The sequence below is a fragment of the Streptomyces sp. CNS606 genome (genome assembly GCF_000426325.1).
In genome coordinates, this window is the sequence record NZ_AUFD01000020.1 from 38024 (window position 1) to 60264 (window position 22241).

Annotated in this window: 25 protein-coding genes; 11 read left to right on the forward strand and 14 right to left on the reverse strand. The window is 73.8% G+C overall.

Features of this window, described 5'->3' with window-relative positions:
- Window positions 1-9: 9 nt before the first annotated feature.
- The 4 genes from K304_RS0115300 to K304_RS0115315 all read right to left on the reverse strand — a co-directional run bounded on the left by K304_RS0115300 (window position 10) and on the right by K304_RS0115315 (window position 3238).
- Window positions 10-618, reverse strand: a complete 609-nt coding sequence (locus K304_RS0115300; protein ID WP_027764456.1) for a MarC family protein — start codon at window positions 616-618, stop codon at window positions 10-12.
- A gap of 253 nt (window positions 619-871) precedes the next feature.
- Entirely contained in the window at window positions 872-1717 is an 846-nt protein-coding gene (locus K304_RS0115305; protein ID WP_027764457.1) for a PHP domain-containing protein, read from the reverse strand.
- 159 nt (window positions 1718-1876) lie between these two features.
- Entirely contained in the window at window positions 1877-2515 is a 639-nt protein-coding gene (locus tag K304_RS0115310; protein ID WP_027764458.1) for a DUF6758 family protein, read from the reverse strand.
- Between the two features lie 135 nt (window positions 2516-2650).
- Entirely contained in the window at window positions 2651-3238 is a 588-nt protein-coding gene (locus K304_RS0115315) for a suppressor of fused domain protein (RefSeq protein WP_027764459.1), read from the reverse strand.
- 552 nt (window positions 3239-3790) lie between these two features.
- Between K304_RS0115315 and K304_RS0115320 the strand changes: the two genes are divergently transcribed.
- Both K304_RS0115320 and K304_RS0115325 read left to right on the forward strand, forming a co-directional pair.
- Window positions 3791-4933, forward strand: coding sequence for a magnesium and cobalt transport protein CorA (locus tag K304_RS0115320; RefSeq protein WP_027764460.1), 1143 nt, complete (start codon window positions 3791-3793; stop codon window positions 4931-4933).
- A gap of 98 nt (window positions 4934-5031) precedes the next feature.
- Window positions 5032-5595, forward strand: coding sequence for a hypothetical protein (locus K304_RS0115325; RefSeq protein ID WP_037790580.1), 564 nt, complete (start codon window positions 5032-5034; stop codon window positions 5593-5595).
- 22 nt (window positions 5596-5617) lie between these two features.
- Here K304_RS0115325 and K304_RS0115330 read toward each other — a convergent pair whose 3' ends face one another.
- Window positions 5618-6082 (reverse strand): GNAT family N-acetyltransferase, encoded by a 465-nt coding sequence (locus tag K304_RS0115330; RefSeq protein ID WP_037790583.1) that lies wholly within the window; start codon window positions 6080-6082, stop codon window positions 5618-5620.
- Window positions 6083-6241: 159 nt separating this feature from the next.
- Between K304_RS0115330 and K304_RS0115335 the strand changes: the two genes are divergently transcribed.
- From K304_RS0115335 to K304_RS0115345, 3 genes are all read left to right on the forward strand, one after another.
- Entirely contained in the window at window positions 6242-6703 is a 462-nt protein-coding gene (locus K304_RS0115335) for a hypothetical protein (RefSeq protein WP_027764463.1), read from the forward strand.
- An 87-nt stretch (window positions 6704-6790) separates the two neighbouring features.
- Window positions 6791-7222, forward strand: a complete 432-nt coding sequence (locus K304_RS0115340; RefSeq protein ID WP_027764464.1) for a protein phosphatase — start codon at window positions 6791-6793, stop codon at window positions 7220-7222.
- An 89-nt stretch (window positions 7223-7311) separates the two neighbouring features.
- Window positions 7312-8184: a hypothetical protein gene (locus K304_RS0115345; protein WP_027764465.1), complete on the forward strand. Its 873-nt coding sequence runs from the start codon at window positions 7312-7314 to the stop codon at window positions 8182-8184.
- A gap of 9 nt (window positions 8185-8193) precedes the next feature.
- Here the strand turns inward: K304_RS0115345 and K304_RS0115350 are convergent, their stop codons facing one another.
- Window positions 8194-8961 (reverse strand): hypothetical protein, encoded by a 768-nt coding sequence (locus tag K304_RS0115350; protein ID WP_027764466.1) that lies wholly within the window; start codon window positions 8959-8961, stop codon window positions 8194-8196.
- 252 nt (window positions 8962-9213) lie between these two features.
- On the opposite strand from K304_RS0115350, the gene K304_RS29265 reads away from it, so the two are divergent.
- The 3 genes from K304_RS29265 to K304_RS0115365 are packed head-to-tail and all read left to right on the forward strand — an operon-like array spanning window position 9214 to window position 12484.
- Window positions 9214-10575: a magnesium transporter MgtE N-terminal domain-containing protein gene (locus K304_RS29265; protein WP_078529168.1), complete on the forward strand. Its 1362-nt coding sequence runs from the start codon at window positions 9214-9216 to the stop codon at window positions 10573-10575.
- A complete protein-coding gene (locus K304_RS29270; protein WP_078529170.1) occupies window positions 10568-11278 on the forward strand; it encodes a DUF1003 domain-containing protein in 711 nt (236 codons plus the stop codon). Before K304_RS29265 ends, K304_RS29270 begins: the two co-directional genes overlap by 8 nt.
- Before the next feature lie 45 nt (window positions 11279-11323).
- Entirely contained in the window at window positions 11324-12484 is a 1161-nt protein-coding gene (locus K304_RS0115365; protein ID WP_027764467.1) for an Mrp/NBP35 family ATP-binding protein, read from the forward strand.
- Window positions 12485-12607: 123 nt separating this feature from the next.
- Here K304_RS0115365 and K304_RS0115370 read toward each other — a convergent pair whose 3' ends face one another.
- The 5 genes from K304_RS0115370 to sigE all read right to left on the reverse strand — a co-directional run bounded on the left by K304_RS0115370 (window position 12608) and on the right by sigE (window position 17866).
- Window positions 12608-13300 (reverse strand): hypothetical protein, encoded by a 693-nt coding sequence (locus K304_RS0115370; protein WP_027764468.1) that lies wholly within the window; start codon window positions 13298-13300, stop codon window positions 12608-12610.
- Window positions 13301-13622: 322 nt separating this feature from the next.
- Entirely contained in the window at window positions 13623-14105 is a 483-nt protein-coding gene (locus K304_RS0115375) for a sec-independent translocase (RefSeq protein WP_027764469.1), read from the reverse strand.
- A 175-nt stretch (window positions 14106-14280) separates the two neighbouring features.
- A complete protein-coding gene (locus tag K304_RS0115380; RefSeq protein ID WP_027764470.1) occupies window positions 14281-15897 on the reverse strand; it encodes a trypsin-like peptidase domain-containing protein in 1617 nt (538 codons plus the stop codon).
- A gap of 233 nt (window positions 15898-16130) precedes the next feature.
- Window positions 16131-17018 (reverse strand): zf-HC2 domain-containing protein, encoded by an 888-nt coding sequence (locus K304_RS0115385; RefSeq protein ID WP_027764471.1) that lies wholly within the window; start codon window positions 17016-17018, stop codon window positions 16131-16133.
- Complete coding sequence (gene sigE, locus K304_RS29275; protein ID WP_486591683.1) at window positions 17015-17866, reverse strand: RNA polymerase sigma factor SigE; 852 nt, start codon at window positions 17864-17866, stop codon at window positions 17015-17017. Before sigE ends, K304_RS0115385 begins: the two co-directional genes overlap by 4 nt.
- Window positions 17867-17996: 130 nt before the next feature.
- Between sigE and K304_RS0115395 the strand changes: the two genes are divergently transcribed.
- The gene (locus K304_RS0115395; protein ID WP_027764472.1) at window positions 17997-18689 is read left to right on the forward strand and encodes an O-methyltransferase; all 693 of its coding nucleotides are present in this window, start codon (window positions 17997-17999) and stop codon (window positions 18687-18689) included.
- 157 nt (window positions 18690-18846) lie between these two features.
- Here K304_RS0115395 and K304_RS32190 read toward each other — a convergent pair whose 3' ends face one another.
- Window positions 18847-19014, reverse strand: a complete 168-nt coding sequence (locus K304_RS32190) for a DUF3117 domain-containing protein (RefSeq protein WP_106965600.1) — start codon at window positions 19012-19014, stop codon at window positions 18847-18849.
- Window positions 19015-19343: 329 nt separating this feature from the next.
- On the opposite strand from K304_RS32190, the gene chcB reads away from it, so the two are divergent.
- Window positions 19344-20132: a 2-cyclohexenylcarbonyl CoA isomerase gene (gene chcB / locus K304_RS0115405; protein ID WP_027764473.1), complete on the forward strand. Its 789-nt coding sequence runs from the start codon at window positions 19344-19346 to the stop codon at window positions 20130-20132.
- Between the two features lie 63 nt (window positions 20133-20195).
- On the opposite strand, the gene K304_RS0115410 is transcribed toward chcB, so the two are convergent.
- Window positions 20196-20786 carry a DNA-3-methyladenine glycosylase I gene (locus K304_RS0115410; RefSeq protein ID WP_027764474.1) on the reverse strand — a complete coding sequence of 197 codons (591 nt, stop codon included), beginning with the start codon at window positions 20784-20786 and terminating at the stop codon, window positions 20196-20198.
- Window positions 20776-21198 carry a DivIVA domain-containing protein gene (locus K304_RS0115415; protein WP_027764475.1) on the reverse strand — a complete coding sequence of 141 codons (423 nt, stop codon included), beginning with the start codon at window positions 21196-21198 and terminating at the stop codon, window positions 20776-20778. The genes K304_RS0115410 and K304_RS0115415 overlap by 11 nt, the downstream gene beginning before the upstream one ends.
- 173 nt (window positions 21199-21371) lie before the next feature.
- Between K304_RS0115415 and folP the strand changes: the two genes are divergently transcribed.
- On the forward strand, window positions 21372-22241 hold the full coding sequence (folP, locus tag K304_RS0115420) for a dihydropteroate synthase (protein WP_027764476.1): 870 nt from the start codon (window positions 21372-21374) through the stop codon (window positions 22239-22241).

Genomic DNA, 22241 nt, shown 5'->3' on the forward strand with positions numbered 1-22241 from the left:
CGGGCCGGGTCAGCCGTTGCCGGAGACGAACCGCGTGACGCCGTTGGCGATCTGCTGAACGGCGATGGCGGACAGCAGCATCCCGGAGAGCCGGGTCACCAGCACCACACCGCCGTCCTTGATGACGCGGATGACCAGCAGCGAGTAGCGCATCACCAGCCACAGCACGAGGTGCATGGCGACGATCGCGCTCCACACCGCGAGGTGGCCGCCCCAGCCGTCGGCGCGCTGCACGGCGAGGATCACCGACACGATGGCTCCCGGCCCCGCAAGCAGCGGCATGCCGAGCGGGACCAGGGCCGCGTTGACGTCCTTGGTCTGCGAGGGCTCGTCCGCCTTGCCGGTGAGCAGGTCCAGCGCGACCAGCAGCAGCAGGAGTCCCCCCGCGACCATCAGGGCCGGCACCGAGACGTGCAGGTAGTCGAGGATCTGCCGGCCGCAGATGCCGAAGACGGTGATCACACCGAACGCGACGGCCGTGGCCTGGAGCGCCATCCGGCGCTGCACCTTGGCGGGACGCCCGGAGGTGAGACCGAGGAACACCGGGGTGATCCCCGGCGGGTCCATGATCACGAAAAGGGTGAGAAAGACGGATCCGAAGAGAGCGACGTCGAACACGAGAGGGCCTTGCCGGGGTGGGGAGGGTGGACGGGGTGAGGGGGCGGGCGCACACGGGCGCACGGCGCCTGCCGCGCGCGCCTCGTGCGTGCGCGCGGCCGGGACGCGACGCGGGCGTGGGGCTGCATGCTTGGGGCCCCACGCGGGGCGACGCAGCAGGGGCGGACGCGTGGGCGGAGCAGACCCGGGCGGGCGGGTGCGCGGGCGCCGCGCCGCCCGTAGGGGGCGGCCGGGCGCGGCGGGGGACCGTACGTCAGCCGGTGACGGGCTTCGCGCCTGACGCGCGGGCGGCGATCTCGGCGTACACATCCGGATCGGTGGTGTGCTCGCCGAGCACGCAGGTCTTGCGGGCGCCGTGGTAGTCGCTGGAACCGGTGGCGAGCAGGCCGAGGTCCGCAGCCATGCCGTGCAGGCGGGTGCGGGTGGCCGGTTCGTGGTCCATGTGGTCCGCCTCCAGGCCGTCGAGGCCGGCGCCGGCGAGCTCCGCGACGGCGGACTCGGGCAGCACCTCGCCGCGCTTGACGGCGAGCGGATGGGCGAAGACGGCGACACCGCCGGCGTTCTTGATCAGCCGGACGGCGTCGAACGGGTTCAGCTCGTGCTTGTCGACGTACGCGCGGCCGTCGTTGGCGATCCACTCGGAGGTGAACGCGTCGGTCACGGTCTCCACGACGCCGAGCTCGACCATGGCGCTGGCGATGTGCGGCCGGCCCACGGCGCCGTCACCGGCGATCTCGGCCACCCGCTCCCAGGTGACGGGGACGCCCAGCTCGCGCAGCTTGCCGACCATCGCCCGGGCCCGCGGCACCCGGTCGTCGCGCACGAGCTCGCGTTCGCGGGCCAGCTCCGGCTCCTCCGGGTCGAACAGGTAGCCGAGCATGTGCAGCGGGATGCCGTCCAGACGGCAGGACAGCTCGATGCCGGTGACCACCGTGAGACCGGCGGGCACCGCGGCCAGCGCCTCCTCGTATCCGGCGACCGTGTCGTGGTCGGTCAGCGCGACGACGTCCAGACCGGCCGCGGCGGCGTTGCGCACCAGCTCGGCGGGCGCGTCGGTGCCGTCCGACGCGGCGGAGTGGGTGTGCAGGTCGATGCGCACGGCGGGGTGCTCCAACTACGGACGGCGGACGGCGGGCGCCCTCACTCTACCGGCAGCGCGCCCCACGGCCGGACGGCGCGGCCCGGCACCGGCGGGCACACACCGGCACCGGCGGGCACGCCCCCGCACCGGCGGGCACCGCGCCGGGCACCCGGCCGCTCAGCCGACGAGACGCGGCGAGAGCGCCCCGATCGGCAGCAGGTCGACCTCCGCACCGGCGTCGCGCAGGTCGGTGAGGACGAGTTCGTCGTAGAGGAGCAGGCCGGACTGCTCCGGCCAGACGACGGCCCACAGCCACAGCCCGCGCGCCTCACCGGCGAAGACGGCGCGGTCGGACGGAGTGCCGTGCAGCAACCAGAGCGGGGTGGGGCGGCCCGCCGCGAGCACCTTGCCGTCCGGAGGCTTCTCCACCTGGAGGTACGGGCCGGGGTCGGGCCCGTCGATACCGGCGTACCGCGCGCCGAGGCCGACACCGAGTTCCTCCGCGATCAGCAGCAGCTCACCGGGCCCGCCGAGGGGCCCCGGACCGGAGCAGGCGACGACGGTGGCCCGTCCACCGCTGCGGTCGTCCCCCGCCCCGGCGACCCCCGTGAAGAGCCATCCGACGGGCAGCGGCCAGGGCATCCACACCGGCACCTCGGCGCGGCCGACGACGACGGAGAGCGCTTCGACGCTGGGCGGCACCACGGGCTGCAGCGGGTGCACCGCTCCGTGCATCCCGCACTGCCAGGTGTCGGCGAAGAGACCGGGCGCCCGCACCCGGCCACCGCATTTCGGGCAACTGGGTTCGCCCCTCATGACCCACCACGGTCCTCCCCTCCCGGCACGCCGTCAAGGACGATCACCCGGTCGGGAAAGTGCATGCAGGCTGAATTTGTGAGACCGGCTAAACGTTCTGCGTGCCGTGTCCGATGCCGCGGGACCGAAGCGACGTCACGGCTCCAGCGGCACGCCGGCCCGCAGCGGGTCGCGGAGGTCCGTGCCGTGCGCCAGCCAGCGTTCCTCCAGAGCGTCGGCGCCCCGCACCCGCTTCCAGGCCGCCTCGTGCGGCGTCATCGGCAGCAGCGGCAGGAACCGCACCGGGTCCAGCGGCGGGTCCAGCTCCAGATCCGGAACCAGACCGCCGCCCTCCGCCACCAGTACGGAGGTGAACGGCGCCCGCGGCCACAGCGGTTCGCCGACGTCCAGCGACGCGCCGGGCGCCACCACGACCCCCTCCACCTGCGGCGAGGCGGCCAGCACGGCCAGCGGTCGCAGCACCTTGTCGGTGTCGGCCGCACCCGCGCGCACGGACAGCAGCAGCTCTGCGCGCGGCCCACGTTCGGGGTCGGCCAGCGCGGCCGCCGGGTCCGTCATCGGCGCGGCGGACATCCCCAGCGTGGCGTAGCGCACCACGTCCCCGTCGAGGAAGCGCAGCACCTCGATGCGTTCGGTGCCCAGGAAGGTCACCGCCGCCCGCGCGTCCGGCTCGCCCAGCGCGGTGCGCAGCCGGGCCTCGACGAGTTGAGAGACGTCCACCATGCGCGCGAGCATAGGCGCGGCGGAAACCCGCCGGTGTCCGGCCCGCCGGGGGCGGCGGATCACCCTGCGGGTGTTACCGTTGACCGCTGGTCAAAGCTGCCGCTGCAGCACCGGGCAGGTTCGTACATCCCCTACGGGGGACCGGCCGGAGGAGGTGGGACTTCATGGATCCGAGTCGACCGTGCAGTACCAACCGTTCTTCCGCACGGCACCCGCGTTCCCACGCCTGAGGCCCGGTATCCCCCACCGCGGCGCGGTGAAAACCCCCGGACCGGCCCGACATCCGGCCGGACCGGCCCACCCGGACTCCGGGCCGCTCCCGGTCGCCGCCGGAGCGCACACGCGGAAGAGCGACGGAACACAGCCCCCCGACCGCCCGCTTCCGCCGTACCCTTACGTCCGCACACGGCGCCCGCGCGGTACCCGCTTTGCGGACCTCCGCCCGCCGCACGCTCCCGCATCCGACGGGGCGTCGGCCACCGTAGGTCCCCATTCCGGGTAGCGCTGCGCCCGCCGCCGACGAGACGGCACGGCACCCGTGAGGAGCCCAGCATGTCCATGATCCGTGACCTGCGCGCCGCCGTCCGCCCCGCACTCCGCCGGGGCGACCGCCAGAGCTACAGCTACGACACCACCCGCGGCCGGTCCACCGCCGTCGTCGACTGCGCCGTCTACCGCGACGGCCACCGCATCACCAACCGTCTCGAGCCGGACGAGGCGCTGCGCGCCGCGCGCTCCGGGGAACCGGGCGACTTCGTGTGGATCGGCCTGCACGAGCCGACCGAGGAGGAGTTCTCCGGCATCGCCGAGGAGTACGGACTCCACCCGCTGGCCGTCGAGGACGCCGTCCACGCACACCAGCGCCCCAAGCTCGAGCGCTACGACGACTCGCTGTTCACCGTCTTCAAGACCATCCACTACGTCGAGCACACCCAACTCACCGCCACCAGCGAGGTCGTGGAGACCGGTGAGGTGATGTGCTTCACCGGCCGGGACTACATCATCACCGTCCGGCACGGCGGCCAGGGCTCACTGCGCGCCCTGCGGCACCGCATGCAGGAGGACCCCGAACTGCTCGCCAAGGGCCCCTCCTCGGTGCTGCACGCCATCGCCGACCAGACCGTCGACGGCTATCTCGCCGTCGCCGACGCCGTGCAGGACGACATCGACGAGGTCGAGATCGCCGTCTTCTCCGAGAGCAGCGGCGGCGGGGGCGGCGCGGACGACGGGTCCACGCAGAGCCGCCGGCGCGGCGGCGACGCCGGGCGCATCTACCAGCTCAAGCGCGAAGTACTGGAGTTCAAGCGCGCCGTGTCGCCGCTGATGCGTCCGATGCAGCAGCTCAGCGAGCGCCCGATGCGGCTGGTCGACGCCGAGGTGCAGAAGTACTTCCGCGACGTCGCCGACCACCTCGCCCGCGTCAACGAGCAGGTGCTCGGCTTCGACGACCTGCTCAACTCCATTCTCCAGGCCAACCTCGCACAGGCGACCGTCGCGCAGAACGAGGACATGCGGAAGATCACCTCGTGGGCGGCGATCTTCGCCGTCCCGACGATGATCGCCGGCATCTACGGCATGAACTTCGAGTACATGCCGGAGCTCCAGTGGAGGGGGTCCTACCCGACGGTGCTCCTCGTCACGGTCGGCATCTGCATCGCCATCCACCGCGGCTTCAAGCGCAACGGCTGGCTGTAGCGGCGTACGGGGCGCGGGGCGCGGGGGAACGTACGCGGACGTACGCGGGTGCGTACGCGTCCACCCGGCAGCACAGCGGGTCGCGTACGCTGCGGAGCATGACCGCCCTCGACCAGGCCCTCATCGAGGAGACCGCCAAGAAGTCCGCCCTGCTGTGGGTGCGCGGACCGCAGGGCCCCGCCCGCGCGCTGTGGCACGTGTGGCACGAGGGTGCGGTCTGCCTCGTGGGGCGCGGCTCGGACACCCCCGGCCCGGACGCGGACCCCGGCAGGACCGAACAGCCCCTGGCCGGCCTCGGCCTCACCGACGGCGGAACCGCCACCGTCACCGCCCGCAGCAAGGACAAGGGCGGTCGCCTCGTCGCGTGGCCCGCCCGCGTCGTGGAACTCCGCCCGGGCACGGAGGCATGGCAGGCGGCGACCGAGGAGTTGAAGGGCAAGCGCCTCAACGCCCCCGACTCCGGCACGCTGCTCGAGCGGTGGTCCCGCGACTGCCGGGTGCTCCGGCTGGAACCGGCCGGCGACCCCGTCCAGGCACCGGACCGCATGCCGGACACCGCGCAGGCCGCCCCTCCGCTGCCCAGCCCGGCCACCACCCGGCGGCCCGCCCCGGCCGGCCTGCCGAAACTGCTGCTGCGCGGCCGCCGCGGGAAACGCCGCTAGAAACACCGCACGGGAGCGCCGGTCACAGCTCCAGCACGCCCACCGTCTCGCCGCCACTGGTCTCCCCCGTGGGCCGGAAGCCGAGCCTGAGATAGAACGCCTCCGGCCCGCCGGCGCCCGGCTTCCACGTCACGTAAGCCTGCGTGCCGCCCCGTCGCCGGATCTCCGCGCACACCGTCTCCACGGCGAACCGGCCGACTCCCCGCCCCTGGCTCGCGGCGGCGACGTTCAGCCGCCACAGGCCGCTGCGGAGCACGCCTTCCGGGTCCCTCTCCGTGAAACGGATGTCGAGGAAGGCCATCAGGAACGCGACCGGTTCCTCGCCGTCGAAGACCAGCCGGGGCCAGGCGACGCCGGGCCACACGTACGCCTCGGCCAGCGAATGCGCGACCGGGTCGACGTACGTCTCCTGCTCGGGCCGCACCTTCAGCTCCATGGCGGCCTCCACGTTCTGAGGGGTGAGGCGCTCCAGCCGCAGCGAGGTCATGGCGCGACCCTATCCGGGGTGATCGGCCCGGCATCGTGCGGCGTACGGGCGCGGGCCGACCCGGTGATCTCTGCACGAGGCGGGTGGTGGCGCTCCCGCGACGGGGGACACAGCCTCCCGTCTCCCCCCCCCGCACACTCCGAAAGGACAGGGCACACCATGCGCCTGACGACCCGTCTGCTCCCCACCGCCGCACTCGCCGCCGCCCTCACCCTCGGCGCCGCCCCCGCCGCGACGGCCCACACGGTCCCGCTCCCGATGAACGGCCCGACCAAGGTCGTGCACGAGAGCGGGTACGGCGACGTGACCGTTCGCTGCCCGCTCGGGTACCGGGCCACCGGCGGAGGCGTCGCCGTCGACCACAAGGACGAGGTCGCCACCCTCTACTCCCGCCCCACTCAGGACGGCCTCGGCTGGGAGGGCCGCGCCCTCGGCGAGGTCGAGCCCCCGGAGAAGAACGGCGGGAAGTCGGACGCGCCCGGGGGGAAGCCCCAGAAGGGCAAGCAGGGCCAGCAGGGCAAGGCCGCGAAGAAGGCCGAGAAGAAGCAGAACGAGCCGGACCGCCCGGACGAGAAGCTCCACGGCCTCCCGCTCACGGTCTACGCCGTCTGCTCCCTCTGACGCCGGGGTCCTCCCCCGCCCTGCGAGCGGCCCGCCCTCTCCCGGGGCGGGCCGCTGTGCGTCCTCACCCGTCGTTAGGGTGCGAGGGTGACCGGCACCTGGGAACCCGGCGCCGCCGGCGTCGTCCCCCTCCCCTCCGGACGCCTCGTCCGCGGGCGCGGCCTCCGCGCGCCGCTGCCCGACGGCCCGGCACCGGACTTCGCGCTCCACCTTCTCGGCACGCAGCCACCGCCGACCCCCTGGGAATCCCGGTGGCTGCGCTGGCCGGACTTCCGCCTCCCGGCGGACCGCGACCTCGCCCGCGTCCTGCTCGCCGAAGCGTGGACGCGCGCCGCCCGCGAACGCGTCGAGGTCGCCTGCGCAGGCGGCCGCGGCCGTACCGGCACCGCCCTCGCCTGCCTCGCCGTCCTCGACGGCGTCCCCGCCGCCGACGCCGTCGCCTACGTCCGGCGCCACTACCACCCCCGCGCGGTGGAGACCCCCTGGCAGCGCAGCTACGTCCGGCGCTTCCAGCCGTGACGTTCCTGCGGCACTCCCGTTCACCTGTTCGCGTGAACCGCGGGCTGTTCGGGTGATGCGGGACGGTGAGCGGACCCAGCATCTGACACATGGTCAGCTCTTCCCACGAGGCGATGCACCGGATCTTCCAGGAGGACCCCGGCGTGTTCGCGCGTACCTTCCGGGCCCTCGGCATCCCGTTCGACGAGCCCGTCACCGCGGCCCTGCTGCCCACGGACCTCACGGAGACGCGCCCCCTGGAGCGCCGCGTGGACACCCTCCTGCGGTTCGACACGGACGCCGGGCCGAGCTTCCTGCTGGCCGTCGAGGCACAGGGCCGGAGAGACCCGGGAAAGGCGTCCAGCTGGGCGTACTATCTCGCTCACCTCTACGCGAAGTACGGCATCCCGCCGGTCCTCCTCGTGGTCTGTCAGGACCAGCGGACCGCGACCTGGGCGAGCGCCCCGGTCCACATCGGGCCACCCCAGTGGAGCGCGCTGACACTCCGCCCCCTGGTCCTCGGGCCCCACAACGTGCCCGTGATCACCGACCCCGCCCGCGCCGCCCGGGACATCCCCCTCGCCACCCTCTCCGCCGTCACGCACGCCCGCGACCCGGAGGTCGCTGACATACTGGAAGCGCTGGCCTCCGCCATGAAGACGCTCGACGACGACACCGCGAGCGTCTTCGCCGAACTCACCGAACTCGGCCTGGGCAACGCCCCGGCAGCCCAGACCTGGAGGAACCTGATGGCCGTCGACCTTTCCTTCTTCCGCTCCGAGACCTCCCAACGCCTCCGCGCCGAAGGCCGGGCGGAGGGCCGGGCCCAGGACGTTCTGCTCCTGCTCGACGAGCGCTCCGTCGACGTCCCCGACGAGGCCCGCCGCCGCATCACCGAGTGCCACGATCTCGACCTCCTCGGCACCTGGCTCCGCCGCGCCGTCACCGCCACCACGGCCGACGAGATCTTCGGCGAAGACTGAACCGGCCGGTCAGGCGTCGTCGGTGGAGGCGGAGATCTTCTTGCCGTAGTCGACGACGTTGCCGTCCTTGGGTGCGTGTATGGCGAAGCCCTGGTTCCACTCGTCGAGTTCGACGGTTCCCGCGCCGCCGGCGCGTTTGAGGCGGAGGGGGTAGGGCGTGCCCTCCAGGGAGACGGCTATGGAGCCGCCGGAGCCGTCACCGGCGAGGACCTGGACGGCGCGGGTGCCGGCGACCTCCAGCCGGTCCCCGGTGGTGCGTTCGCCGTCGAGCACGAGCAGGCCCTCCAGCAGGACGTCCATCCGTGTGAAGCCGCTGAGCTGGTCGTACGCCGCGTCGCCGTCGGGGACCTTGACGTACTTGCCCTCGAGCTTCTGCGCCGCGGCGAGGTCGGCCTCGGAGGGTTCGCCCTTGTCGCCCTTCTCCTGGTCGACCCAGAAGGCGGCGCCGGCCTTGAGGTAGAGGTCCTCCTCGACGCGCAGGAGGGAGAAGGTCTCGCCGCCCTTGGTGGCGACCTCGCCCACGGCGCCGGTGTCCTTGAGCCGCATCTCCAGGCGGTAGGTGTCGCCCTTGGCCACGATGGTGCCGGAGAGGCGGACGGACTCGGCGCCCTCGACCGCGGTGCGGGCCTTCTTCTCGATCTTCGCGGGCGGCAGCTCCTGGACGCCGTTGGTGCCCTTGTCCGGGTCGTCACCGCAGGCGGTGAGGGACACGGTGAGTCCCACGCAGATGGCCGCCGTCAGCGCGGCACTCCGTCGAGTGCGGACCCGTCGCGTCACTGGGGCTTCCTCCGGAGGAAGGTGGGGAGAGGGGACAGGGCCGCACCTTACCCGGCAGGTGTGGGGCCATGATGAGGCAGCCGCCACCTGCCACGTCGCGGGGCGGGGGCGGGTGGGGGCACGTTAGTCTGAAGCGGACGAAACGCCGGGTCGCGGGACGCCACGAGGGGGTGGAACGCCCTCGTTCAGCCCTCGGCCCCGCCCGCCGCGCCCCGGCGGCGCGACCGGGCCGGGAGGAAGGGAGCACGTCCGATGGCAGGTTCCTCCCGGGTCTTCGTCTCGCACCTGTCCGGCGTCTCGGTCTTCGACCCGAACGGCGACCGCGTGGGCCGCGTCCGCGACGTGGTGACCCAGCTGCGGCCCGGCGGGCGGGCGCCCGGAGTTCTGGGGCTGGTCGTGGAGGTCGTGAGCCGGCGTCGGGTGTTCCTGCCGATGACACGGGTGACGGGCGTCGAGTCGGGCCAGGTGATCACCACCGGCGTGCTGAACATGCGCCGGTTCGAGCAGCGCCCCACCGAGACGCTGGTACTGGGTGAACTGCTGGACCGGCGGGTGACGCTGGTGGAGTCCGGCGAGGAGGCCACGGTGCTGGACGTCGGCATCGCGCAGCTCCCGGCCCGCCGCGACTGGCAGATCGACAAGGTGTTCGTGCGCCGGGGCCGGGGTGGCCGGTCCGCGACCCTGCGGCGCCGGGGGGAGACGCTGACCGTGGAGTGGTCGGCGGTGACGGGCTTCGCGCTGGAGGAGTCCGGCCAGGGCGCCGCGAACCTGCTGGCCACCTTCGAGCAACTGCGGGCACCGGACCTGGCGAACGTGCTGCACCACCTGTCGCCGAAGCGGCGTGCCGAGGTGGCGGCGGCGCTGGACGACGACCGGCTGGCGGACGTGCTGGAGGAGCTGCCCGAGGACGACCAGGTGGAGATCCTGGGCAAGCTGAAGGACGAGCGCGCCGCGGACGTGCTGGAGGCGATGGACCCGGACGACGCGGCCGACCTGCTGTCGGAGCTGCCGGAGGAGGAGCAGGAACGTCTCCTCACTCTGATGCGGCCGCAGGACGCGGCACCCGTGCGGCGGTTGCTCACGTACGAGGAGGACACGGCCGGCGGCATGATGACCACCGAGCCGATCATCCTGCGGCCGGACGCGACGGTCGCGGAGGCCCTGGCCCGGGTGCGGAACGCGGACCTGTCGGCGCCGCTGGCCGCGCAGGTGTACGTGGTGCGGCCGCCGGACGAGACGCCGACCGGGAAGTACCTGGGCGTGGTGCACTTCCAGCGGCTGCTGCGCGACCCGCCGTTCACGCTGGTGGGGTCGATCGTGGACAGCGACCTGCGGCCGCTGCCGCCCGACACCCGGCTTCCGGCGCTGACCAGCTACCTGGCGACGTACAACATCGTCGCGGCGCCCGTCGTCGACGACGGCGAGCACCTGCTGGGAGCCGTGACGGTCGACGACGTCCTGGACCACCTGCTGCCGTCGGACTGGCGCGAGTCCCCGGCGGCGGCCCTGCCCGACCTGTCGGGGGACGGCGCGCCGGGGCCCGCGACCGACACCGGCGGCGCCGCGACCACCGAGGAGCTGCGCGAGGACGTACGAAGGGCCTTCGATGGCTGAGCGCGACGAGCAGCGCCCCTCCCGCGCGGGCGCCGCCGCGGCCGGCACGGGCACCCGGGTACGGCTGGACCAGCCGCGGGTGCCGCGGCGCAGCCTGCTGCCGGAGTACGACCCGGACGCCTTCGGGCGCCTGTCGGAGAAGATCGCCCGCTTCCTGGGCACCGGCCGCTTCATCGTCTGGATGACGGCGGTGGTGATCCTCTGGATCGGGTGGAACGTGGTGATGCCGCCGGCCGTGCGGTTCGACGAGTACCCGTTCATCCTGCTGACGCTGGCGCTGTCGCTCCAGGCGTCGTACGCCGCGCCGCTGATCCTGCTGGCGCAGAACCGGCAGGACGACCGGGACCGGGTGAACCTGGAGCAGGACCGGAAGCGCAACGACCGCAGCATCGCCGACACGGAGTTCCTGTCCCGGGAGGTCGCGTCGCTGCGGCTGGGGCTGGGCGAGGTGGCGACCCGCGACTGGATCCGCTCCGAGCTCCAGGACGTGGTCAAGGAGCTGCAGCACACGAACGGTCACGGCCCGGCGCCCGACGCCCCGCCGCACGACGGTCACGGCTACGAGCACCCGGGTGAGCATCGCCGGGCGGGGCGGGGCCGCGAAGGGGACGGGCGCGAACCGCACGGCCGCGACCGCCGGACGGACACGGAGCCCGGCGCGCAGCGCGGCCCGCGGCGCCACAGGGGTGACCAAGACCGCTGACGGCTCCCCTTCGGGACGGCGGTCCCGTCCCCTTACCATTTCCCCATGGCTACCGAACCGTACGAGACCACTCCCACCGAGGACGCGGTGCGCGCCGCACTGGCGACGGTGAACGACCCGGAGATCCACCGGCCGATCACCGACCTGGGGATGGTCAAATCCGTCGACGTCGCACCGGACGGCTCGGTCGCGGTCGGCGTCTACCTCACGGTCTCGGGCTGCCCGATGCGCGACACGATCACGGCGAACGTCACCGAGGCCGTGCAGAAGGTGCCGGGCGTCTCCGGCGTCAGCGTGGAGCTGGACGTGATGAGCGACGAGCAGCGCCGTGAGCTGCGCGACTCGCTGCGCGGCGGCAAGGCCGAGCGGGAGGTGCCCTTCGCGCAGCCGGGGTCGCTGACCCGCGTGTACTGCGTGGCGTCCGGCAAGGGCGGCGTCGGCAAGTCCTCCGTCACGGTCAACCTCGCCGCGGCGATGGCGGCGGACGGGCTGAAGGTCGGCGTCGTGGACGCGGACATCTACGGCCACTCGGTGCCGCGCATGCTGGGCACGGACGACGCCCGTCCCACCCAGGTCGAGGACATGATCATGCCGCCGTCGGCGAACGGCGTGAAGGTCATCTCCATCGGCATGTTCACCCCGGGGAACGCGCCGGTCGTGTGGCGCGGCCCGATGCTGCACCGCGCGCTGCAGCAGTTCCTCGCGGACGTGTACTGGGGCGACCTGGACGTGCTGCTGCTGGACCTGCCGCCGGGTACCGGCGACATCGCGATCTCCGTCGCCCAGCTGATCCCGAACGCGGAGATCCTGGTGGTGACGACGCCGCAGCAGGCGGCCGCCGAGGTGGCCGAGCGGGCCGGGTCGATCGCGGTGCAGACGCACCAGAAGATCGTCGGTGTGATCGAGAACATGTCCGGTCTGCCCTGCCCGCACTGCGACGAGATGGTGGACGTGTTCGGCACCGGCGGCGGCCAGCGGGTGGCAGACGGACTGACCAGGACGACCGGCGCCCAGGTGCCGGTGCTCGGTTCCATCCCGATCGACGTCCGGCTGCGCGAGGGCGGCGACGAGGGCAGGCCCGTGGTGCTGACCGACCCCGAGTCGCCGGCCGGCGCGGCGATCCGCGCGGTGGCGGGCAAGATCGGCGGACGCGAGCGCGGGCTGTCCGGCATGTCGCTGGGGCTGACGCCGAGCAACAAGTTCTGACGCCCCCGGGCGGGCACGCCGCAACACGGCGAAGGGCCGCACCCCGAGGGTGCGGCCCTTCGCCGTCGCGCGCTGCGGGGACGTCCGGCAGGGGTCGCGGGGACGCCCGTCCGGTCCGCCGGCTCAGTCGGCGGGCGGCGCGTAGCCCGCGATGTCCTTCACCACGGAGAAGCCGAGGCCGTACGCGCTCATGCCGCGCCCGTAGGCGCCGATGTGCACGCCCTCCTGGGCGGGCCCGGCGAGCACCCAGCCGTACTCGGACTCGCGGTAGTGGAACTCGGTCGGCACCCCGTCCACCGGGAGGGTGAGCCGGGACCAGCCGGAACCGCCCAGGTCGTCGGCGAGCTCCCAGGAGAGGGCGGTCTGCTGGTCGAGCCAGTCCTGCCGCAGCGCCCGCTCCATCTCGGTCGGCCAGGTGCAGGACAGCAGCCCCGAGCCGGCAAGCCAGGCGGCGGTCGACACCGAGGTCGCGTCCAGCACGCCGGTGCCGTCGCCGCTGTGGCGCACCGGACGCCCCGCGACGGTCACCACCACGGCGAACCGCTGGACCTCCAGGCCCTGGTCCCCCTTCCAGGACGGCACTTCGCCGTGGCCGGTCGAGCCGTGCTCGACGGTGCCGTCGGCGGCCGTGCCGACCCGCATCAGCCAGCGGGCGCCCGTGAACGCCTCGTCGAGGCCGTACCAGGGGAAGTCGGCCGTCAGGTATCCGTCGACCCCCCGTCTCGCTCCGGGCGCGTCCTGTGCGGCGGGCGCTTCTTCGCCGGCCGGCGTACCGCCGGGCACTGCCTGCGGTTCCACCCGACTCGTCGTCTCCATGTGCGCGACGCCTCCTCGTTGGCTTCCTCGGTCGGCCCGGCTCAGAGGCCCGGGACGCCCGACCACGGACACAGGGAGGATAGCCACCCGGAACGGCCGTGTCGGGCATGCCTGACGTTACGCGCCCCCCGAATGCTTCGCGCGCCGACGCGGAAATCCCCGCGGACGTGCGGAGTAACTGCTATCGCCCCAGGGTGACGCGAGTGGCGGGGGTGACGGAGGTCACGCGAGTGACCGGCGGGAGGGGTGGTCGCCGAAGCACCGGGACGGAGTACGGCGACCGCCGGACGAGGGCGGGCCGGAGGCGGCGCGAGGGGCGGTCTCAGGTGGCGTCGGCGTCGTACGGCGGCGCGTCGTCCGCCGCCGTACGCGTCGCCTTCCCGCCGTCCTTGTCGAGCCGCACGCTGCCCGGCTCCTCGGCGGCGGACGCCGTGGAGCCGTTCGGGGAGGCGCTGACGGGGACCGTGCCGGAGTCGTCGTCCCGGCTGTTGACCGCGTCGGTGACCTCGGCGAGGTCCTTGCGCAGGTCGAAGCCGTTGCGGATCTCCTTGATGCCCAGGTCGTCGTTGTCCAGCAGGTGCTTGCGGGCGAAGTTCTTCGGGTTGAGGTCCTCGAACTCGAAGTCCTTGAACTCCGGGCCCAGCTCGCTGCGGATGTCCTCCTTGGCGTTGTCGGAGAACGCCCGCACCTTCCGGACGAACCCGGCCACGTCCTGGATCAGCTTGGGCAGCTTCTCCGGACCGAAGACGAAGACGGCGAGGACGATCAGCGCGATCAGCTCGAAGGTTCCTATGTCGAAGAACACCTTCACTCCCTCAAGCGTCGTCGGCGACCGTCGTCTGCGTGGCCCTGCCGGTGTGTGACCGGGACGGGTGCGTGACCGCCCGGCCCCCGACGTCACGGTACCGCAGGCTGGCGGCCCTGTGGACGCCCCGGGCGCAGGTGCTGCGGCCTTCCCGCCGCCCCGCCGGCCGGGCGGGTCAGCCGCCCGCGGACGAGCCGAGGGTCAGCCGTACGACGCGCTCCTCCCCGTCCCGTTCCACGGTGAGGGAGAGACGGTCGCCGGGGCGGTGGCTGCGGATGCGCACGATCAGTTCCTCCGCGTCCTCCACGGGTGCGCCGTCGACCCGCGTCACCACGTCTCCGGCCCGGATGCCCGCCTCGTCGGCGGGACCGCCGGGGACCACCGACGGATCGCCGTCGTCGTCCGCGGCAACCCGTGCGCCGTCTCCGCGGTGGGCCAGGTCGAGCGAGACCCCGATCACGGGATGGGTGGCGCGGCCGGTGTTGATCAGTTCCTCGGCGACCCGCCGGGCCTGGTTGACCGGGATGGCGAAGCCCAGCCCGATGCTGCCGCCCCCGGTGTCGCCGGGCATGCCGTAGGGGCTCTCGTCCGCGGACCGGATGGCGCTGTTGATGCCGATCACCCGGCCCTCGGCGTCGACGAGCGGGCCGCCCGAGTTGCCGGGGTTGATGGAGGCGTCGGTCTGCAGCGCGTTCACGTAGCTCACGTCGCCGCTCTCCGTCTCGCCGCCGGCGGTCACCGGGCGCTCCTTGGCGCTGATGATGCCCGTGGTGACGGTGCCCGCCAGGTCGTAGGGCGCGCCGACGGCGATGACCGGGTCGCCGACCCGGACGGAGTCGGAGTTGCCGAGCGGCAGCGGGTGCAGGCCGGACACGCCGTCCACGCGGAGCACGGCCAGGTCGTACCCGGCGTCGCTGCCGACCACCTCCGCGTCGGCGGTCTGGCCGCTGTGGAAGCGGACCTGCACCTCGCCCGACGCGCCGCCGTCCCCGGCGGGCCGGACGACGTGGTGATTGGTGAGGATGTGGCCCCGGTCGTCCAGCACAAAGCCCGTGCCGGTGCCCTGACCGCCCGGCCCGCTGACGTGGATGGTCACCACGCCGGGCAGCACGGCCTGCGCGATCGCCGCGACGCTGCCCTCGGCCCGGCGGTTGCTCTGCTCGGCGGACGCCTGCGGGAGCCGGACGGTGCTGAATCTGCCGTTCCGTTCGGCGTACGTGCCGACCACACCACCGCAGACGCCGGCGACCAGGGCGAGGAGCAGCGCGCCGACCAGGACACCGGCCCGGCCGCGCCGTCGCCGGGGTGGCGCGGCCGGGGACGCCGGGGGCGGGGCGAGTGGCGCCGCCCACGGGTCGTACCGCAGGACCCGGACCGCGGGCGCGGTCGGGGGCGCGGTCGGGGGCGGCTGCGCGTCGCCGTGCGCAGGCGGTCCGACGACCGCCGGAGGGAGGTGGACGCCGTGCGCGGGAGTGGGCTGAGGGCGCTGCACCGGCGGTGCGGGCGCCCAGGGCCCGGGGCCGCCGTACGGCGGGGTGCTGTACGGGTCCGGGGCGTGCAGCGGACGCGCGGCGGCCGGCGGCTGGGCGGGGGCTGTGGCGTCCGCGCGGGCCGACGGGGGTGGGGCCGGCACCGGGTCGGCCTGCGGAGGCTGCGTGCCCGGCCCGGTCCCGGGACCGGGATCGCCGGGGCCGGCCCGGACGGGCGACGGCGCGGCGGGTGCCCCGGCGGCGGGCGGAGCCGGGCGGCTCCACCACCGGGGCGTGCGGGCGGTCGGCTTCCCCTCGGTCATGCGGAGGATTCAACCAGCCGGACGCACGGAAGTCCTCCCGGCCCCGCGCATTCCTTCCCCGCAGCGGCCGCCCCGCACCACCGGAGTGGCGCCTGAGGGCGTTCTGCCGCTCACGGCCGTGACGCAGGAGGCCCGCCCGGGCGGATGGCTCGGGCGAGCACCGCCGCGCGCCGCACGCGTCTGCCGGGCCGGTCACGGGAGAGGCCACGGATCCGCCGGTTCGCCCGGGAGGACTACGGCCGGGGGCCGGCCATGGGGAGCGCGGGGGCGGGGGCGGGCGCCGGCTCGGCGTTCGCTCCGGTCGGCGGCGCTTCCGGCACCACCCGGGGCGGCAGCGCGGCACGCGTCAGCGACGGCGTGAAGACGGAGTATCCGGCCAGCGGGGCACGGCTGTGCGAGGCGGCGACCAGGGCGATCGGCGCCCGCATGGGCGTGGCGGCCAGGCTGCGGGCACCGCGCTCCGCGCTCAGCGCGGTGGCCGTGCGCCGGCGCGACTCGCCTGCTGCGGCGGCCGTGGTCGCGGCGGGCCGCGCCTGGTTGGCGGTCGAGGCCGTGCCCCGTTCGCCGGGGGCCTGGGTGGCACCGCTGAGCGTGGCGCCGCCGACCGTGCCGCTCAGGGCGAGCGCCGCCATGGAGAACGCGCCGGCCGCGGCGAACGCGAACCGCCGGCCCCGCGAGGCGGAACGGTCGAGGTCGTGGTCCCGGTGCGAGCGGGCGCCGTGGGCGGGAGCGAGCACGCTGGGCCCTGACCCGCCCGGCAGCGGGGCGAAGAGCAGGGGCGAGCGGCCCCCGCCGAAGCCGTCGGCCGACGCGGTCAGGGGGGCGTCGCCACGGGGCAGGCCGCCCGGCCCGGAACCGCCGGGCATTCCGCCGGCGCCGCCTGCCGGGAGGCCCTGGAGACGGGCCAGCAGACCGTCGGACGGCGGCGGGGGCGCGGTGTCCGCGAAGACGCTCTTCAGCCTGCGCTGTGCTTCCGCCTCGGTCTTGCAACTCCAGCACGTCGCCAGGTGCGAGAGGACGCGTTCCCGCGCATCGTGGCCCAGCTCGCCGTCGATCAGTGCGGCGAGCCGGTCCCCGAGATGCTGCTCGACCGGCGTGAGCCCGTTGTCGGCGGAGTTCACCCGTGACCGACCCCCTCGGCCGCACCACCCGCCGGCACCGCCACGGCGGTCGTCGACACGGTCTGCGGCTCCGGCACCCACGGCCCGGATTCCGTCGCATCGCCCGGCTGCTCCTGCGGCTGCCCGGCCTGCTGCTCCGAACGCGCGGCCGGCGAACGGTGCTTGAGCGCCTTGCGCAGGTGCGAGCGTCCGCGGTGGATGCGGCTGCGCACGGTGCCCAGCTTCACGCCCAGCGTCGCGGCGATCTCCTCGTAGCTCAGCCCCTCGATGTCGCAGAGGACCACCGCGGCCCGGAACTCCGGGGCCAGGGTGTCCAGCGCCTGCTGCACGTCGGCGTCGAAGTGCGTGTCGTTGAAGTGCTGCTGCGGGGTGGGCTCGCGGCTCGGCAGCCGCTCCGCCGCGTCGTCGGCGAGGGCGTCGAACCGGATGCGCTGCTTCCGCCGCACCGTGTCCAGGAAGAGGTTGGTGGTGATGCGGTGCAGCCAGCCCTCGAAGGTGCCGGGCGTGTACGTCGACAGGGAACGGAAGACGCGGACGAAGACCTCCTGGGTGAGGTCCTCGGCGTCGTGCTGGTTGCCGGTGAGGCGGTAGGCCAGGCGGTAGACCCGTGCGCTGTGCGTGCTGACGATCTCCTCCCAGGAGGGAGGGGTCCATGCCTGCGCATCCGCATCGGTGTCGAAGGTGGCGGTCTTGGCGGAGTCGGCGGCGGTGTGGACGCGGTCAGCGGTGTCGGTCACGGATTTCGGCTCGCCCGTCGGCCGACGAAAGCGCCTCAGCACTCCCAGGCCACCGCGCGCAGCCGCACCTCCCCTGTCGGCTCTGGTGGTGTCCAGTGGAGCCCCAACCATAGCCACCTCGCCCGTTAGCTCCGGATAAGCAGAATTGACCGGCTTTCGGTCCTGCTTCGCAGGTCTCTTTCCTCTCCCCACAACGCCCGGTCCCATCATCGGGTTCCCGGCTCAACGGATACAGTCACCGTTGCGTCGTCCACGGGGACAGGAGAGGGCCATTACCGGCAACCGGCAGACGAGCTGGGCGTTCGCCGACGCCTACGGCTCCGAGCTCGCCGAGAACGCGGAGAGCGCAGCCCTGGACTGGGCCCGCGAGCGCGCCCGCGACGCCGGAGTACGCCCGGTTTCACAGGGCACGGGGGCCGCGCTCCGGCTGCTGGCGGCCACCGTGGACGCCAAGGCGGTCGCCGAGATCGGGACCGGGACCGGAGTCTCGGGCATCCACCTGCTGCGCGGGATGCGGCCGGACGGCGTCCTCACCACCGTCGACCTCGAACCGGAGCGGCAGACGTTCGCCCGGGAGGCGTTCCGCACCGCCGGCTTCGCCGGGAACCGGGCGCGCTTCATCCCCGGCCACGCCCTGGACGTGCTGCCCCGTCTCGCGGACGGCGGGTACGACCTGGTGTTCTGCGACGGGGCCCGGTCGGAGTACCCGGACTACCTGGACGAATCGCTGCGCCTGCTGCGGCCGGGCGGGCTGCTCTGCTTCGAGGGCGTCTTCGCCGGCGGCAGCACCGTCGACTCCGGCGACCGGCGCCCCGAGGTCGAGCGGCTGCGCGAACTGCTGCGGACGGTGCGGGAGAGCGAGGACCTGCTGCCGTCGCTGCTGCCGGTCGGCGACGGGCTGCTGTGTGCGGTGAAGCGGGCCTCCGGCCGCTAGACGGCAGACGTACGGCAGGCGGCGCGCAGGAGAGCCGCGAGCCCCCAGGCTCACGCCGCATGCCACGGCGGCACCCGGAACCTCGGGCCGTACAGACGGCTCCGCCCCGGGGCCGCGCGGCGCGCGATGCTCCCGGGGCGGAACGGTGATGACTGGGTCAGCCGCAGACCTTCTTCAGCTCTTCGCCAAGCGCTACCGCCTCGTCGGGGGTCAGCTCGACGACGAGTCGCCCGCCGCCTTCGAGCGGAACGCGCATGACGATGCCCCGCCCCTCCTTGGTCACCTCGAGCGGGCCGTCGCCCGTCCGCGGCTTCATGGCCGCCATGCTCGTTCCCCTTCCTGAAACCAGCTCATCGTCAGCCGACGGCCCCTGCACAGGCACGTGTCACCGGCATCGAACACATTGCTTCTCCACCATTATCCCGCATCGCACGACCCGATGACCAACTTCGGTCGGCAACCCTTCGGCAACGCGCCTGCGCAAAACCACCCAATTCGGCGATCAGTCGCCCGGAATTCCGCCCCCTGTTCGCCGGGACGCCGCCTTTTACCGTTCATCGGGCCGTACGAGTTTGACGCACGTCACATTCCGCGGAAGCCGCCGGGCATCGTTGCGCCTGTCGGAAGCCGGGTGCTCTGGGGGATGCTGTGCCCATGTCCGACACCGTGCTGTACGACGTGACCGAGGGACTCGCCACCGTCACCCTCAACCGCCCCGACGCGATGAACGCGCTCGACACCGCCACCAAGGACGCCCTGCGGGACGGCCTGCGGCGGGCAGCGGACGACCCGGGCGTCCGTGCGGTGCTGCTGACCGGCAACGGGCGGGCGTTCTGCGTCGGACAGGACCTGAAGGAGCACATCGGCGCCCTGCGCGACAAGGGCGGCGACGCCCTGACCACCGTCCACGACCACTACAACCCGATCACGCTGACCCTCGCGGCCATGCCCAAGCCGGTCGTCGCCGGCGTGAACGGCGTCGCCGCGGGGGCGGGGGCGGGGTTCGCATTCGCCGCCGACTACCGGATCGTCGCGGACACGGCCGCGTTCAACACCGCGTTCGCCGGGATCGCCCTGACCGCCGACTCCGGGATGTCCTGGACGCTGCCCCGCCTGGTGGGCCCCAGCCGCGCCCAGGACCTGCTGCTCTTCCCACGGTCCGTGAAGGCCCCGGAGGCCCTGGAACTGGGCCTCGCCAACCGGGTGGTGCCGGCGGCCGAACTGGCCGACGAGGCGCGGGCCGTGGCACGGAAGCTGGCCGAGGGGCCGACGGCGGCGTACGCGGCGATCAAGGAGTCGCTGGCGTACGGGGCGGAGCACTCCCTCGCCGAGACCCTGGAGAAGGAAGCGGAGCTGCAGATCCGTTCCGGGGGGACGGAGGACCACACCATCGCGGTGGAGGCGTTCGTCGCCAAGGAGACGCCGCGGTACGTCGGCCGCTGATCCCCCGCCGGGCTTCCGGGGCCCTCGTCCGACGCGGGGCCGGGAGCCCGGCCCCGCGTCAGGTCAGGCGGTTCCGCGGAAGGCGCAGTCGGCGAGGTGGTCGTCCACGAGACCGCAGGCCTGCATCAGCGCGTACGCCGTGGTGGGGCCGACGAAGCGCAGGCCGCGCTTTTTCAGCGCCTTGGACAACGCGGTGGACTCGTCCGTCACGGCCGGCACGTCGCCGTGCACCTTCGGCGCCGGACGTCCCGCCGCATCCGGCGCGAAGGACCACACCAGGGCGTCCAGCTCGCCCGGCTCCCACGCGGCGAGGACCTTCGCGTTGGCCGTCGTCGCCCGGATCTTGGCACCGTTGCGGATGATGCCGGTGTCCGTGAGGAGCCGCGCCTCGTCCTCCTCGGTGAAGGCCGCGACCCGCGCGATGCGGAATCCGTCGAACGCCGCACGGAAGCCCTCGCGGCGGCGCAGAATCGTCAGCCAGGAGAGCCCCGACTGGAAGGCCTCGAGGCAGATCCGTTCGAAGAGGGCGTCGTCGCCGTGTACGGGACGGCCCCACTCGGTGTCGTGGTAGGCGACGTAATCCTCCGCGGACAGTCCCCAGGGGCAGCGCAGGCGGCCGTCCTGGCCCGGCAGGGCCGCGCCGTCAGCGGCCATCGCCGTGCTCCTGCGCGCCCCGGCCGCCGGCGGCCTCGTGCTCCTCGCGTGCCTTGTCGAACAGCCCCCCGTGCCCCGAGGCGACGGCCTGCGCTCCCGCCAGCGCGGACTCCAGCTCCGCGATGCGCGCGTCCCGCTCGGCGAGCTCCGCGCCGAGCCGGTCCAGCACGTCGTCGACGTCCTGCATGCGGTAACCGCGGGCGGCGGTGGGCAGGCGCAGCGCGTCGACGTCGGCGCGGCCGACCGCGCGGGAAGCCGGCAGCGGTTCGTGCAGGCGGTCCGGCGGCGCATCGGCCAGCCCGCCGCGCACCGCGTCCCCACGCCCGTCCCCGTCGAGGCTGCCCACCACGGCGAGCGTGATCGCGGCGATCACCACGACCAGCGAGATCAGCAGGAACCAGAACACGGCCATCTCCCCGAGGTTCTTCTTCGTCGCTCCGCGGCCGTTCCGCGGACCATCGGCAACGATCGTCCCACGCCGCGCCGACAGCTACCCTCGGCGGCGGGTACCCGAGCGGTGACCTGCGGTGAGCCGGAGCACGCGGACGTGCGCGGCTCGGCCGGGACGAGAGGAGAGGATGGCGGATGCTGCGCCTGGGAACACGCGAGTTCGGCGAACACGAGCCGGTGATCATGGCGATCGTGAACCGCACGCCCGACTCGTTCTACGACCAGGGCGCCACCTTCCGCGACGCCCCCGCCCTGGACCGCGTGGAGCAGGCGGTGGCCGAGGGAGCCGCCGTCATCGACGTCGGCGGGGTGAAGGCCGGACCCGGCGACGAGGTCACCGTCGAGGAGGAGGTGCGGCGCACCGCCGGTTTCGTGGCCGAGGTGCGACGGCGCCACCCGGACGTGGTGATCAGCGTCGACACCTGGCGGCACGAGGTCGGCGACGCCGTGTGCGCCGAGGGCGCCGACCTGCTCAACGACGCCTGGGGCGGTGTCGATCCGCAACTGGCGGAGGTCGCCGCCCGGCACGGCGCCGGCCTGGTCTGCACGCACGCGGGCGGCGCGCGGCCGCGGACCCGCCCGCACCGGGTGGCGTACGACGGCGACGGCGGAGTGATGGCCGACATCCTCCGCGTGACCCTCGGTCTCGCGGAGCGCGCCGTGGAGCTGGGAGTGCGGCGGGACGGCATCCTGATCGACCCCGGGCACGACTTCGGGAAGTCGACCCGGCACTCGCTGGAGGCCACGCGGCGGCTCGGCGAGATGGTCGGGACGGGCTGGCCGGTGCTGGTGTCCCTGTCGAACAAGGACTTCGTCGGGGAGACGCTGGACCGGCCGGTGAAGGAACGGCTGACCGGGACGCTGGCCACGACGGCGGTCTCCGCGTGGCTCGGTGCGCAGATGTACCGGGTGCACGAGGTGGCGGAGACCCGGCAGGTCCTGGAGATGGTGGCCTCCCTCGCCGGCCACCGCCCGCCCGCCGTGGCCCGCCGCGGGCTCGCCTGA